Genomic DNA, 14,876 nt, shown 5'->3' with positions numbered 1-14,876 from the left:
ACAAGAACTAAAGGATTTTTATCAACTGGTTGAGGCTTCTGAAATTCCAGAAATGAAAAAGGCCATTCAAACCATTCAAAACTGGCAAACCGAAATTCTTAATAGTTTTGCATATAACTTTTCCAATGGTTTTTTGGAAGGGATCAATAACTCAACCAAAGTATTAAAACGAAACGCATTTGGCTTTAGAAGCTTTAAACGCTTTAGAGCCAAAATATTACTTTCACATCAATATAAAGGAATTGGGGTTCACATTGGTTAAGGGTGACGACAATTAGTCATCACCCCAACATTTGACGGAGAACCAAAAAAGAAGCTTTTTTATCTAATCAAGGACATGGATTTGATTGGATTCTTCAATACGAAAAAGGTATGATATAATAGGAAAATAGCTTTCAAATAAATAAGTGATTCAATAAGTATGAAAGATAAAAGAAACTACACTTTTTGTAAGCTGCATTTGTAAACTTGGAGGAAAACATATGCCATTTGCAGATTACTTTTCAGATTTTACCTTGATTGATTATTTAACGAATTTTATAGATGTGCTATTAGTTTGGTACGTCATCTATAAATTAATTACAGTCATTCGCGGAACCAAAGCTGTACAGCTGCTAAAAGGAATCTTCGTGATTGTAATTGTACAAAGCTTTAGCCGTTTATTTGGGTTTACGACTTTAAGCTGGATGATGGAACAAGCTCTTACATGGGGATTTTTGGCGGTTATCATTATTTTTCAGCCTGAGCTGCGCCGTGCCTTGGAACAGCTGGGAAGAGGAAGACTCTTCTCAAAAAGCTATGTCCAAGAAGAAGAGGAACAAATGCATGTGGTTGAAAGTATCGTAAAAGCCGTTGCGTACATGGCGAAACGAAGGATTGGTGCTCTTATCTCTGTCGAAAGAGAAACAGGCTTGAGCGACTACATCGAAACGGGAATTTCTCTAGAATCTCATGTTACTTCTGAGTTATTAATTAATATTTTTATTCCGAATACACCACTCCATGATGGCGCCGTTGTGATACAAAAGAACCGTGTGGCAGCTGCAGCCTGTTACCTGCCATTATCAGAAAGCCCGTACATATCGAAGGAATTAGGAACGAGACATAGGGCTGCACTTGGTATAAGTGAGGTAACAGACAGTATAACGGTGGTGGTCTCAGAGGAAACAGGCAGTGTTTCGATTACCAAAAATGGGGAACTGCATCGTGATTTGACCATGGATGGATTTAGAGAAATGCTGACAAATGAATTGATGCAGTCCACAAAGGTCAAACAACCTTCCTCTTCAAAGTGGAGCTTTAGGGGGAGAGATAATGGATAAATTTATGGATAGTCCTTGGTTTCTAAGGATCGTTGCTTTCTTGTTAGCTCTATTGCTCTATACATCTGTTAATTTTCAGCAAGACGATACCGTTCAGGATTCCAATGGTGCAGGTAATAATAGTGAGACTTTAGAAGTTCCAGTCAATCTTTATTATGACACGGATAATTTAGTCGTAACTGGTGCACCGGAAACGGTTACGGTCAATATTCAAGGACCGAGAACGATTGTTCAATCTGCGATTCGACTGAAAGATTTTGAAGTATTTATTGACTTAACCAATGCGGAAATTGGTGAGCAGGAAGTTCAAATCCAGATCAGAAACTTATCGGATAAGCTAACTGCTACCATTGATCCAACCTATGTAACAGTTTCAGTTCAGGAAAAAGTTACAAAGGAATTTACAGTCGAACCAGAATTTAATGCTGATATACTAGAAGAAGGCTTTAGTGCCGGACAACCCTCTGTTGAGCCTAAAACGGTACAGATTACGGGTGCTAAAGATATTGTTGAGAAAATTTCATACGTAAAAGCAACCATAGACACAAACGGAACACTCGATAATACAGTGACGAGAGAAGCAAGAGTTCAAGTACTAGACCGATTCTTAAACAAATTAGATGTAATAGTTGAACCAGAAGTAGTAGATGTTACGATCCCGGTAAGGCCGATTGAAAAAACAGTACCAATCGTGATTAAACGTGAGGGAGTTTTACCTGAGGGAGTTACGGTTGAGTCCATGACTTTATCAGAAGAATCAACGACCATCAGGGCAACAAGTCAAGAAATATTGGATCAAATTAATGATATTGAGATTCCCGTAAACATGGCTCAGCTTACTGAGTCCAGAGAAATAACGGTTCCGCTGGAAGTCCCAGAAGGTGTCCTTTTAATGGAACCAAATGAAGTCACATTGACGATTACTCTTACAAAAGAGGTTACGTTCACCGACATCCCAATAGAAATTGAAGGGTTAGGAGAGAACGAGGAGATTGAGTTTGTGAATCCAGAAACTGGTTCAACCAACATAACCTTAATAGGCAGCCCAGAAGTTATTAATGCAATTGAAGCCGATGCTCTTCAAGTATTAATAGACGTATCTGCATTAGATGCTGGGGAACATGAAGTCGAGTTATCCTTTACCCCGCCTCAAAATGTAGACTGGGAAATTTCAGAATCAACAGTTCAAATCCTCATTCAAGAACCGACAGAAGGCTAGTTGAAAATGAAATAAAGGAGCGAAAGATACATGGGTAAATATTTTGGAACAGATGGCGTAAGAGGGGTTGCAAACTCAGAGCTAACTCCTGAACTTGCTTTTAAGCTAGGGAGATTTGGCGGTTATGTTTTAACAAAAGAAACAGATCGGCCAAAAGTTTTAATCGGACGTGATACAAGAATATCTGGACATATGCTGGAAAGTGCACTTGTTGCAGGTCTCCTTTCAATAGGAGCAGAAGTGATGCGCCTAGGAGTCATTTCAACTCCTGGGGTTGCATATCTAACAAAATTTCTAGGGGCACATGCAGGCGTTATGATTTCTGCATCTCATAACCCAGTCGCTGATAATGGAATCAAATTTTTTGGTCCAGATGGTTTTAAATTATCGGATGAACAAGAAAATGAAATTGAAGCTTTATTAGATTTAGAAGAAGACACTTTGCCGCGACCAACGGGGGCAAATTTAGGACAATTAAATGATTATCTAGAGGGCGGTCAAAAGTATCTTCAGTATTTAAAAACAACAGTGGATGAAGACTTTACCGGTATACATATTGCGCTAGATTGCGCTCACGGTGCTACATCTTCTCTTGCTGCGCATCTTTTTGCAGACCTTGAAGCCGATCTATCTACAATGGGTGCCTCTCCGAATGGGTTAAACATTAATGATGGGGTTGGATCGACACATCCTGAGGCTTTAGCACAGTTTGTATTAGAGAAAAAAGCAGACGTCGGTCTATCCTTTGACGGGGATGGGGATCGTCTGATAGCAGTAGATGAACACGGAAACATCGTAGATGGCGATCAGATTATGTATATTTGTGCGAAGTATCTGAAGGAAGATGGACGGTTACGCCATAATACGGTTGTATCTACGGTTATGAGTAATCTTGGTTTTTATAAAGCCCTTGAGCAACATGGAATTGAAAGTGTCCAAACAGCAGTCGGCGACCGGTATGTGGTAGAGGAAATGAAAAAGAATGGCTACAACTTAGGCGGCGAACAATCTGGCCATATTATCTTCCTGGATTACAATACAACAGGTGACGGATTATTAACGGGTGTTCAGCTTGTCAATATTTTAAAGATTACCGGCAAGCCGCTTTCAGAATTAGCAGCTGAAATGAAGAAATACCCGCAAAAATTAGTCAATGTTCGGGTAACTGATAAAGAACATGTAAAAGATAATGAAAAAGTCAAAGCAGTGATAGAAGCCGTAGAACAAGAAATGAATGGAAATGGCCGTGTACTTGTACGTCCTTCGGGTACAGAACCATTAGTTCGCGTTATGGTAGAAGCGCAGACAGAAGAACAATGTCAAGAATACGTAGAGCGGATTGCAGAAGTTGTAAAAAAAGAAATGGGCCTGGCTGAATAATGCGAAAAGGAGATATGCAGAGGTGGAACCCCTTATTCCACTCCTGCATATCTTTGTATATACCCCTAAAAAGAAAAGGATTGGCAAATTTTCCCCTTATCATGAAGGAAAGCTTTTAGTTGACGGTACAAAGCAGGTATTGTAATATCAATACATGTGTTTTGTTATGCTAAAAGCGGGGTATACAGAACATATTCAATGAAAAGGAGGGTAGGAGGACACTTACTATGATAAAGCGCCAGAACTAAACAGATTTGTTTAGTTGACGAGGAGAAGGACGATCGAAGTTTTCGGCGGATGCCTTCCAGCTGCTCTGCACAGCTGAAACTCTATTCTTAAAACAGAAAGGTGACTTTCTGCACAAAGGAATGGGGATGCAGACCGCTTCATAGGCGAGTGCTACCCAGTAAAACTGGAGATATCACGAGCTATTAGACTAACTAGAGATAAGGGGGCAATTGGATTGCCCCGAACACCGTGGCTTCCTTTTGCCCCCCAAAAATTAGGAGGCAAATGAAGTATGTGTGGAATTGTTGGATATATCGGAAATACAGATGCAAAAGAGATTCTTTTAAGAGGTTTAGAGAAGCTGGAATATAGAGGTTATGATTCTGCAGGTATCGCAGTTCAAACAGAATCAGGTGTGCAAGTTTTCAAAGAAAAAGGACGGATTGCAGATCTTCGTGAAATAGTTGACCCTTCAGTTGAGAGCCATACTGGAATTGGCCATACCCGTTGGGCAACCCACGGTGAACCAAGCCGGGAGAATGCACACCCTCATCAAAGTACAACCGAAAGATTTACGCTTGTTCATAACGGAGTGATTGAGAATTACCTCCAGCTTAAGCGCGAGTACTTGGCAGATGTAATATTTAACAGCGAAACAGATACAGAAGTGATTGTTCAGCTCGTTGAAAAATTCGTAAATGACGGACTGGAAGTGAATGAAGCGTTTCGCAAAACGCTATCGCTGTTACATGGATCATATGCCCTCGCCCTTTTAGACCGCGAGAATCCAGACACGATTTTTGTTGCAAAAAATAAAAGCCCATTACTGGTTGGCCTTGGCGATGTCTTTAATGTGGTGGCTAGTGACGCGATGGCGATGCTTCAAGTAACGGACCGTTATGTGGAGCTTATGGATAAAGAAATGGTAACTGTAACAAAAGAATCGGTTACGATTCAAAAGCTTAACGGAGAAGTAGTGGAGCGGGCTCCTTTCATCGCTGAATTAGATGCCAGTGATATTGAAAAAGGTACTTACCCTCACTATATGCTAAAGGAAATCGATGAGCAGCCAGCGGTCATTCGTAAAATTATTCAAGCTTATCAAAATGAAGCAGGCGAGCTTAGCATCGATCCCAAAATCGTAGAGGCTGTAAATCAGACTGACCGGATTTACATTGTTGCGGCTGGAACGAGCTATCATGCCGGATTAGTCGGAAAAGAGTTCATTGAAAAAATGGCTAAAATTCCGGTAGAGGTCCATGTAGCGAGTGAATTTGCTTATAATATGCCGCTACTGTCTGAAAAACCGCTGTTTGTCTTTATTTCACAGAGCGGGGAAACAGCAGACAGCCGTGCTTGTTTAGTCCACGTTAAAGAATTAGGCCACCCGGCATTAACGATTACAAATGTTCCGGGCTCAACACTATCCCGTGAAGCTGACTATACATTGCTATTGCATGCTGGCCCTGAAATTGCGGTTGCTTCTACTAAAGCTTACACAGCCCAGCTAGCTGTACTTGCGATTTTAGCCCATGTAGCTGGGAAAGCAAAAGGTCTTGGATTCGAAGCTGACCTTATTCAAGAGCTTGGTATCGTAGCAAATGCCATTCAGGTATTGGTTGATACGAAAGACGAGATCGAATACATCGCCCGTGAGTACCTATCTGTCACAAGAAATGCCTTCTTTATTGGCCGCTCGCTTGACTATTATGTTGGACTAGAAGGGGCGCTAAAGCTCAAAGAAATCTCCTATATTCAAGCAGAAGGCTTTGCCGGCGGGGAATTAAAGCACGGAACCATTGCCCTTATTGAAGAAGGAACACCAGTGATTGCGCTGGCTACACAACCAAGCGTTAACTTAAGCATTCGGGGGAATGTCAAAGAGGTAGTAGCGCGCGGCGCCTATCCTTGCGTCATTTCTATGAAAGGCTTAGAAGAGGAAGACGACCGTTTCGTCCTTCCAGAAGTAAACGAAATGTTAACACCCCTTATCTCAGTCATACCGTTACAATTACTAGCTTACTACGCAGCCCTGCACAGAGGCTGTGATGTGGATAAACCGCGGAACTTGGCGAAGAGTGTGACGGTGGAGTAAAATGAATTGTTTTGTTTTGAGACAACTCAATCGTGACTCGATCACTCATTAGTAGGTTAGACTACTAAGTGATGACTTAAAAACCTGGTTAGTATATTTTCTAACCAGGTTTTAATGTATAACTGTATTTGAAAATCAATTGTTCCATTGAAATAGATTGATCTGAATTCTGTTTTTTATAAAAGCAGGCTGTATTTTGTTGTAAGTAAATTGTACTTGTATTTGGCAATTAAAAAAATAAAAGCACAATTCTTATTCAAGAATTGCGCCCGATACTGAATAACATGAAGGTGTTATATCCACATTAGTTTCCTTTAGAACATGACAAATCATTAAAGCACGGAAAATTTTCTTTGCTTTCCCAAACCTATTTTTTATTTGGGAAGATTTTAGTTGCCACGAAACACCGAACCGATAGTGTACTTACCCTAACTGGCGTTTAAATGCTTTACTGGCGAAGAAGTAAGTGATGACCATGATACCGACGCACCAGGCAAGCGCGATCCAGATATCGTTGCCAACAGACCCTTCATATAAGAGGGCACGAATCGCATTCACGATTGAAGTCACGGGCTGGTTCTCAGCGAACGCACGGACAATTTTAGGCATGGTTTCGGTCGGTACAAATGCCGAACTGATAAACGGCAGGAATATCAGCGGGTACGAGAAGGCCGTCGCTCCTTCCATAGACTTCGCTGTCAAGCCGGGAATAACCGAAAGCCATGTCAGCGCCAGCGTAAACAGCCCGAGTATTCCAGCTACCGCGAGCCAATCCAAGATACCAGCACTGGAACGGAAGCCCATAATGAGCGCGACGAGGATAACCACCACGACAGTAAGCGCATTAGAAACAAGCGATGTCAACACATGAGCCCACAATACCGACGAGCGCTTGATCGGCATGGTAATGAAACGCGCCATCAGCCCACTCTTTACATCCCCAAACAGCCGAAAGGCAGTGTAAGAGACGCCGGATGCAATCGCCATTAGCAAGATTCCCGGCAATAAATAATTGACGTAGTTTTCCGTTCCTGTCTTTATGGCGCCGCCAAATACGTAGACAAACAGCAGCATCATCATAATCGGCGTAATCGCCACCGTGATAATCGTATCCGGGCTGCGCATGATGTTACGCATTAAACGCCCTAGTAATACCCCTGTTCTGCTTTTCATTTACATCTCCTCCTTTTTGCCGATGATCGCGAGGAAAATTTCCTCCAATGTCGGCTGCTTCTCGACATACTCCACTTTCGCTGGCGGGAACAAACTTTTAAGTTCGGTAAGGGTACCAGTCGTGATGATTTTTCCGCCATGCAGGATGGCGATACGGTCCGCCAGTTGTTCGGCTTCCTCCAGGTACTGGGTTGTCAGCAAGATGGTCGTACCGCCGCCGGCAAGCTCCTTGACGGTATTCCAGACTTCAATCCGAGCTTCAGGGTCAAGCCCTGTCGTCGGTTCGTCGAGAAAAATGACGGCTGGCGTACCGATCAGACTCATGGCGATGTCAAGCCGGCGCTTCATCCCGCCGGAATATTGGTCTGCCCTGCGGTTGGCCGCATCGGTCAGGCTGAATCTTGTAAGCAAATGGTCTGCGACTTGAGCGGGATTGGAAACTCCCCGCAACTTGGCGATCATGATCAGGTTTTCCCGCCCGGTGAGCATGCCGTCTAAAGCGGCGAACTGCCCTGTCAGGCTAATGCTCTGGCGAACCTGATCCGGTTGACGCTGGACATCAGATCCGCAAATACTTGCTTCGCCGCCATCAGGCTTCATCAGCGTCGAGAGGATATGGACCGTCGTCGTCTTGCCCGCTCCATTTGAGCCCAGCAGTGCGAAAATTTCGCCACGCCGCACCTCAAAATCCACTCCCTTTAAGACTTCCTTATCTTTAAAGGATTTTTTTAATCCTTTTACAGAAATCGCTACATTACTCATCATTGTTTCCCTCCTATTTATAAAGCTGAAGGCGCGTCCTCACAGTGCAGTGCGCCTGCAACTGGGTTTGCCTATATAGTATGACAGATAATCAGTTATACTATATAGTGGTTCAAAATTTAACTGAACAGCTTTTTAATAAAGAAGCTCTTCAGTTGGATTATTCAACGCTTATTTTTTCTTACCCACACGATTCAGAATGCTTTTGTTCAAATTATTGCGTAACTTATCATCCCATCTTTTTGCTTGGTCGATAAGTCCATTGGCGAAAGTTGTCACGTCTTCACCCGTCACTTCCAATACGTCTTTGCCATCTGCCGCACCAGCTTCAAACAAATCAATGAGATCATACTGGATTCTCAGCATATCCATGCCGCTTCCAGAGGCGAAATTCCACATATAGTTGCATATTTTTTTATAGACTTCTGGGTAGTCGCCTGGCAAAGCTTCCACACGCGCCATCATTTCTTTGTATTCTTTTTTATCGTCAAGTATCTTTTTAATGAAATTTACCATAGTATTTAACCTCCTGCCTTATTTTTTATTCGTCCATATTTTTACTTGCTGTTCAACTCTACTCTCAATTTCTTTTTTCAAATCTACTTGCCCACCTAATATACTTGCCGATTCTCCATCTAGTTTTGAGAGAGCCATTAATTCGTCGGCAAACGCCGCCACGTCTTCACCTGTAACATCTAGCACATGCTTGCCTTCTGCTGCACTAGCTTCAAACAGTTCATACAAATGGATGATTTCTTCACCAAATCCATATCCGAAATTCCACATGTACTTTTGAATCTTTTTGAACACATAGACGTAATCTTTCGGTAGGGAATTTACTTTTTTCATAAATGCTTTGTATTCCTTCTTGCTTTCTAAATCTCCAGAGATTAGCTCTATAAATTTCTTCATATTACTCCTCCCCCTTTAGCATATTAATTTTTGAAGATAAAAAATCCCATTTTTTCCAAAACAATTCAAGTTCCTGGCGGCCAGCCTCATTAAGTGAGTAAAACTTGCGGGGTGGTCCCATATCTGACGGTTTTTTTTCTATGTTCACAAGTTTTTTCTTTTCTAATCGCACGAGGATGGTGTAGACCGTCCCTTCCACGACTTCGGTAAACCCAAGCTCGTTCAGTAAGCGGGTAATCTCGTAGCCATAGGTTTCATGGCGGCTGATGATTTCCAGCACGCAGCCTTCCAGCACACCCTTCAGCATTTCAGTTAAATTTTCCATGTTTAGAGCCTCCTCTATTCTGTCTGACCTATATTCAGTATAACTTAGTACTGAGGAAAAATTTTACTTAATAGCTTTTGGAAATCATGCTATTAAGTATTGCTTATTACAGGTACATTGTAACACCGAGTAGTGAGGGTGTCAACTATTTTTCTTCAAAATATTTCGATACCAATTTTAACGGCTATGCAACACCTTCACATATTGATACGGTATCTATTTCGGTTAAAGGAAATAAATTTTTCACATGTTCAGATCCTCCTCTATTTTGTCTGACTTATATTCAGTATAACTTAGTACCATAGCTTTAAATCACGCTATTAAGTATTGCTTATTACAGGTACATTGTAACACCGAGTAGTAAGGGTGTCAACTATTTTTCTTAAAAAGAATTCGATACCAATATTAACATCTATGGAACACCTTCAAACATTGTTATGGTAGCTAAATTGTCAAAGGAAATAAATAGTACAAAGATTTTTAAAAATATTTATGTCTTGAAATCACCTTATTACCTTCATCCAGTTATGGAAAACTTTTGGAACTGACACTTTATACTTTGCGGTCGAACCATCTGCGTCAAACAATAAAGAATATACTGGACATACGAAAAGACAAAAAGTATTATTCATGATCCTAATTCAAATATACAAGCAGAACACTGGCATGAATTTCAAAGCTTGAGTAACGGGATAGTGACTTTTAAAACAAGTTTAAGAGAGGTTCAAACACCTTTATCGGGTGCCATTGCATTCGATTTTTCTGTTGTTTTGGCTGAAATTTATTAAAGTTACTACCGGAAGAGAGGGTTTTACAACCGGTAGGGAGGGTGTAACTACCGGAAGCGGGGAACTCCGAACCACCACTTAACCCGTTTTTGTGCTGGTCCGCACTGTAAATGTGCCGGTCCGTTCCGTTTATGTGTCGGCACGCACCGTTTATGTGCCGTCATGCACTGTTTATGTGCCGGTCCGTACTGTTTATGTGCGGGTCTGCGCTGTTTATGTGCCGTCACGCACCGTTTATGTGCGGTCATGTACTGTAAATGTGCCGGTCCGTACTGTAAATGTGCCGTTCCGTACTGTTTATGTGCCGGTGCGCACTGTAAATGTGCCGTTCCATTCCGTTTATGTGTCGGCACGCAACATTTATGTGCCGTCACGTACTGTATATGTGCTGTCATGCACCGTTTATGTGCCGTGACGTACTGTAAATGTGCCGTTCCGTACTGTTTATGTGCTGTCACGTACTGTTTATGTGCTGGTCCGCACTGTTATGTGCCGTCACGTACAGTTTATGTGCCGATCCGCACCGTTTATGTGCCGATTCGCACCGTTTATGTGCCGGTGCGCACAGTTTATGTGCGGGTTCGCACTGTTATGTGCCGTCACGCACAGTTTATGTGCTGGTCCGCACTGTATATGTGCCGTCACGCACTGATTTTGTGCGGGTCCGCAACGTTTATATTCCGTCACGTATTGAACTGCAGAGCTTCGGTCTTTTTTATGCAAATATACGGTGTCGATGCATTTTATCCATTTAGGGGTGACGATATTAGAAGGATATAGACCAAGTCTATAGACTTATTTATTCGAACAAAGCTATAAATCTCTAGATACTAGACAGGTATAAAGTCCCTTTTTTCAGAAAATTTAATATGTTACGATAAACCCACGAATCTACTAATTAAGGGAGAATCATGAAATAGTTTACTAGATTTGCAATGATTAGAAAGCGCTACCAAAATAGGAAAGTGAGGGAATAGTTTATGCTTGCAAACCGAGTAAGTAAATGGATTCGTGTATTGGCCATCACCGTTATTTTTACTGGGCTTTTTTCTCAATTAGGACAAGCTTCCGAATCAGAAGAACAGAGATCCTGGGTTGAGTATACGGAAAAAATAATGGCAAAGGATCAAGAAGTGCTTGAATTAGAGCTTCAAGGTGAGTTAAAGCTTGCAAACAATTACGATGTAATACAAAAAGGCGAAAACAGAGTGTTTCAAAAAACGCTCGATGATGTAAGAGTAGGTGCGGAAAATGTAACCGTTCGCGTGAACCATAAAAATGAAATTACGAAAATTTTGATCGATGGTCCTACCCCGATTGAAACAATGAGAGTAGGGATTATGACTTCAGGTTTTGCGACGGTTGACCACGATACAATTGTATTAAGTTCTCAAGCAGGACTTGAAATCGTTGATAAAGTGGCTGGTGAAACCTTGGCAGTTGCTGCAGGAGAAAAAGTTACGTTTACACCTGATTCAGGGGAAATAACAGTAACGAATGCGAATGGAGATGTATTATATACGACTCCTAACAGACTGTATGCATTTACGGACGAGGGAAGCAAAATCAAAGTAGAGAATATTACAAGAGCAAGCGGGGATCCGTCTTATCGCGGGTTTTTTGAAATAACTGTATCTGATGCAGGGGATAAGCTGAACTTAATAAACGAAGTGGATTTCGAGCAATATTTATATCAAGTCGTTCCAAGTGAGATGCCAGCTTATTTTGGACTTGAGGCACTAAAAGCTCAAGCTGTTGCTGCTAGAACCTATGCATTAGGGGATTACTTAAGCGATCGCTTTGCAAAGGATGGATTCTTTGTATTAGACAGCGTTATGAGTCAGGTTTATAACAATACTCCAGAAAATGCAATTACAACACAGGCAGTAAATGAAACTGCGGGCGTTATTATGTTAGGTGCAGATGGTAGTTTAGTAGATGCCAGATACTACTCTACTTCTGGAGGATATGGGGCTTCAAAACATCAGGTATGGGCAGATGCCGATGGTTCATTTCCGGGTCAAGTCGTACCGTATTTGATTGCGCAAAGCCATACATTTGATCCGAATGATCCTAGCAAAATGCTTGAAATAGATACACAAAGTGAAGAAGAAATACTAGACTTCTATAAAACATTGTCTCATACAGGCTATGATGGAAATTCTCCTTGGTTTAGATGGAAGGTTAGCCTGTCTAAAGAAGAGTTAGAGAATACGATTAATGCAAACATTATAAGCAGACAAAAAGCTGATCCTAATTTTGTGTTAACTCAAAATGAGACCGGAGAATTTGTAAGCCAGCCAATCCCTGCGGAAGGAATCGGGGAATTTGTGGACATGTACGTTGCAAAACGCGGTGATGGCGGAAATATTATGGAGCTTGTGATTGAGGGAACCACAGGTACCTATAAAATTGTAAAAGAGTACAATATTCGTTTTACCATCAGACCAAGCAATGCATTTACAGGCGGAGAAAACGTGGTCTTGCACCGCGCTGCCGCTGGAAGCAAAGACTACACTGGAACCTTAAATAACTACACCATCCTGCCATCAGCTTTCTTTGGTTTTGAAATGGATGAGGAAAAGGGTGTTACATTCTATGGCGGCGGAAACGGCCACGGTGTAGGGATGAGTCAATACGGTGCTTATTACCTTGGTACAACATTAAACTATGACTACGACAGAATTTTAACTTCTTACTATCCAAATATGTCGTTGACTGACCTTTCCGTGTTAACTGAATTAGGAAAGTAAATAGATCGTGCAAATTCAAAACTGCTGTTCTATATGGACAGCAGTTATTTTTTGCATCAATAAAATTTTAAACAAATACTTGCGTTTTGCAAATTAATTATGTATAAATAAATCAAAGGAAAAAACTAGCAAGCAAGAAAGAATGTTTAAAGTGAACCTAATGAATTGAACCTTTTCAGGGTAAAATCTCGTAATAAATACTTGCATATTGCAAATACCTTGTCTCGGTCATTCATAAAAATTTAATGAAAGAGGGAGTAAACATTATGACCAATCTAAAAAATATTCCGATTCAAGTAAAAGGATGTTGCAGTCCAACAACTAGCGTTAAGAATAATAGTACGTTCAACAATGATGTAAAACATAGTTTGCCAGTTGCGATTATTGGTGCAGGACCTGTTGGCTTAGCAGCAGCAGCCCATTTAGCGGTGCGAGGGAAATCCTTTGTCTTACTAGAAGCGGGTAATCAAGTAGGTGCCAATATCTTAACCTGGGGACATGTTCGATTATTTTCACCTTGGCGTTATAACATCGATAAAGCGTCTCTGAGTTTACTCGAAACAAGTGGATGGAGACATCCAAATTTAGACCAATTGCCGACAGGGAAAGAACTTGTTCAACAATACTTACAACCATTAGCTAATCTTCCAGAAATTCAGCCATTTGTTCATTTAAATACAAAAGTACTAGCAATAGGCAGAAAAAATATTGATAAAATGAAAACATGGAATAGAGACCATATCCCGTTTATTATTCATACTGAAAACAATGGTATGTATAAAACATATGAAGCTGGGGCTGTGCTTGATGCAACAGGAACTTGGGGAAATCCGAATCCTGCTGTCTCAAGCGGAATATGGTTTAAAGAAGAGAAATCACTTCAGAATCAGATTTTTTACGGGATTCCCGATGTTTTAGGTAGTGAACAGGCACGATATGCCAACAAGCGGGTAGCTGTTGTAGGTGGAGGGCACTCAGCCATCAATGCATTATTGGATTTGGTGAAACTAAAAGAGTCTTTTCCTAAAACAGACATTTTATGGATTATGAGAAGACAGCGAGTTGAAGATGCTTATGGCGGAGAAGAAAAAGATGCTCTTGAAGCTCGGGGTGCTCTAGGCAGTAGAATTCATAAGCTAGTTGACGAACAGAAAATAGAAGTGATCACTCCATTCTATATCCAACTGATTAAGAAATCTGAAGAAGGAATTGAACTTCAGGCTGAAGACAGGAGTCTTACTGGAATTGATGAGTTGATTGTAAATACAGGGAGCCGTCCTGATTTCACCATGATTAATGAAATTCGAACTTCTATAGATTCAGCAACTGAAAGCGTGAAGGCCTTGGCTCCGCTCATCGATCCTAACATCCATAGCTGTGGTACCGTACGTCCGCACGGGGAAAGAGAACTGCGTCAGCCCGAAAGAAATTTCTACATTATTGGTTCTAAAAGCTATGGCAGGGCTCCAACATTTCTGATGGCAACCGGATATGAACAGGTTAGATCAGTAGTAGCTTACCTTTGTGGAGATTTTGTTTCCGCTGAAAAAGTGGAATTAGAATTACCTGAAACGGGGGTCTGCAGTACAAATCTCAACAATAATAACTGTTGTAATTGATTCAGGTACTTATATTTGAGTGACTAAGATTATGGGAAGCTTTGGCTTCCCGTAAAATTTTTGAGCATTTAAAGTTCAGAGGAGAAGAAAAATGGTCATTAATCGTGCGGGTTCATTACGAAAAGAATATTTTATTTCATATATAAAATTAATTATGAATGCGTATAGTTACCAGGTTGAAGAAGCGAAGGAGTTAGCCTTTCAGCGTTTATTTGGATTGCAGGAAGATAGCTTGGGCCATGAAACGTACCAGCAATTTTTAAAGGCCTATAAGGAACTAAAAGGATTGTAGGATGATTT

General features: G+C 41.2%; 13 protein-coding genes. 8 read left to right on the top strand and 5 right to left on the bottom strand.

From position 1 onward, the window contains the following. The 5 genes from MLE14_RS14295 to glmS all read left to right on the top strand — a co-directional run. Positions 1-262, top strand: a 262-nt coding sequence (locus tag MLE14_RS14295) for a transposase (protein WP_243298557.1), incomplete at its 5' end; no start/stop codon positions are given. Between the two features lie 220 nt (positions 263-482). Next, on the top strand, positions 483-1,322 hold the full coding sequence (gene cdaA, locus MLE14_RS14290) for a diadenylate cyclase CdaA (RefSeq protein WP_243299096.1): 840 nt from the start codon (positions 483-485) through the stop codon (positions 1,320-1,322). After that, complete coding sequence (locus MLE14_RS14285) at positions 1,315-2,541, top strand: CdaR family protein (RefSeq protein WP_243299095.1); 1,227 nt, start codon at positions 1,315-1,317, stop codon at positions 2,539-2,541. The genes cdaA and MLE14_RS14285 overlap by 8 nt, the downstream gene beginning before the upstream one ends. Before the next feature lie 30 nt (positions 2,542-2,571). Next, complete coding sequence (gene glmM, locus MLE14_RS14280; RefSeq protein WP_243299094.1) at positions 2,572-3,921, top strand: phosphoglucosamine mutase; 1,350 nt, start codon at positions 2,572-2,574, stop codon at positions 3,919-3,921. A gap of 520 nt (positions 3,922-4,441) precedes the next feature. After that, positions 4,442-6,244, top strand: a complete 1,803-nt coding sequence (glmS, locus tag MLE14_RS14275) for a glutamine--fructose-6-phosphate transaminase (isomerizing) (protein ID WP_243299093.1) — start codon at positions 4,442-4,444, stop codon at positions 6,242-6,244. 423 nt (positions 6,245-6,667) lie between these two features. On the opposite strand, the gene MLE14_RS14270 is transcribed toward glmS, so the two are convergent. The 5 genes from MLE14_RS14270 to MLE14_RS14250 form a co-directional block, all read right to left on the bottom strand. After that, complete coding sequence (locus MLE14_RS14270) at positions 6,668-7,417, bottom strand: ABC transporter permease (protein ID WP_243299092.1); 750 nt, start codon at positions 7,415-7,417, stop codon at positions 6,668-6,670. Continuing rightward, positions 7,418-8,179 carry an ABC transporter ATP-binding protein gene (locus tag MLE14_RS14265; RefSeq protein WP_243299091.1) on the bottom strand — a complete coding sequence of 254 codons (762 nt, stop codon included), beginning with the start codon at positions 8,177-8,179 and terminating at the stop codon, positions 7,418-7,420. A gap of 171 nt (positions 8,180-8,350) precedes the next feature. Then, a complete protein-coding gene (locus MLE14_RS14260) occupies positions 8,351-8,695 on the bottom strand; it encodes a DUF1048 domain-containing protein (protein ID WP_243299090.1) in 345 nt (114 codons plus the stop codon). Between the two features lie 18 nt (positions 8,696-8,713). Next, positions 8,714-9,091, bottom strand: a complete 378-nt coding sequence (locus tag MLE14_RS14255) for a DUF1048 domain-containing protein (protein WP_390628909.1) — start codon at positions 9,089-9,091, stop codon at positions 8,714-8,716. A gap of 1 nt (position 9,092) precedes the next feature. Then, positions 9,093-9,416 (bottom strand): PadR family transcriptional regulator, encoded by a 324-nt coding sequence (locus tag MLE14_RS14250; RefSeq protein ID WP_243299089.1) that lies wholly within the window; start codon positions 9,414-9,416, stop codon positions 9,093-9,095. Between the two features lie 1,768 nt (positions 9,417-11,184). Between MLE14_RS14250 and MLE14_RS14245 the strand changes: the two genes are divergently transcribed. The 3 genes from MLE14_RS14245 to MLE14_RS14235 all read left to right on the top strand — a co-directional run bounded on the left by MLE14_RS14245 (position 11,185) and on the right by MLE14_RS14235 (position 14,868). Next, positions 11,185-12,957, top strand: coding sequence for a SpoIID/LytB domain-containing protein (locus MLE14_RS14245; protein WP_243299088.1), 1,773 nt, complete (start codon positions 11,185-11,187; stop codon positions 12,955-12,957). A 266-nt stretch (positions 12,958-13,223) separates the two neighbouring features. Beyond that, positions 13,224-14,576, top strand: coding sequence for an FAD-dependent oxidoreductase (locus MLE14_RS14240; RefSeq protein WP_243299087.1), 1,353 nt, complete (start codon positions 13,224-13,226; stop codon positions 14,574-14,576). Between the two features lie 91 nt (positions 14,577-14,667). Continuing rightward, positions 14,668-14,868, top strand: coding sequence for a hypothetical protein (locus MLE14_RS14235; protein ID WP_243299086.1), 201 nt, complete (start codon positions 14,668-14,670; stop codon positions 14,866-14,868). Positions 14,869-14,876: the final 8 nt, after the last annotated feature.

Origin of the sequence: Bacillus litorisediminis (genome assembly GCF_022808645.1) — a bacterium.
Taxonomy (GTDB): Bacteria; Bacillota; Bacilli; order Bacillales; family JC228; genus Bacillus_BF; species Bacillus_BF litorisediminis.
Note: the sequence above shows the minus strand (reverse complement) of the source record. Positions and strands in the feature narration are given on the sequence as shown.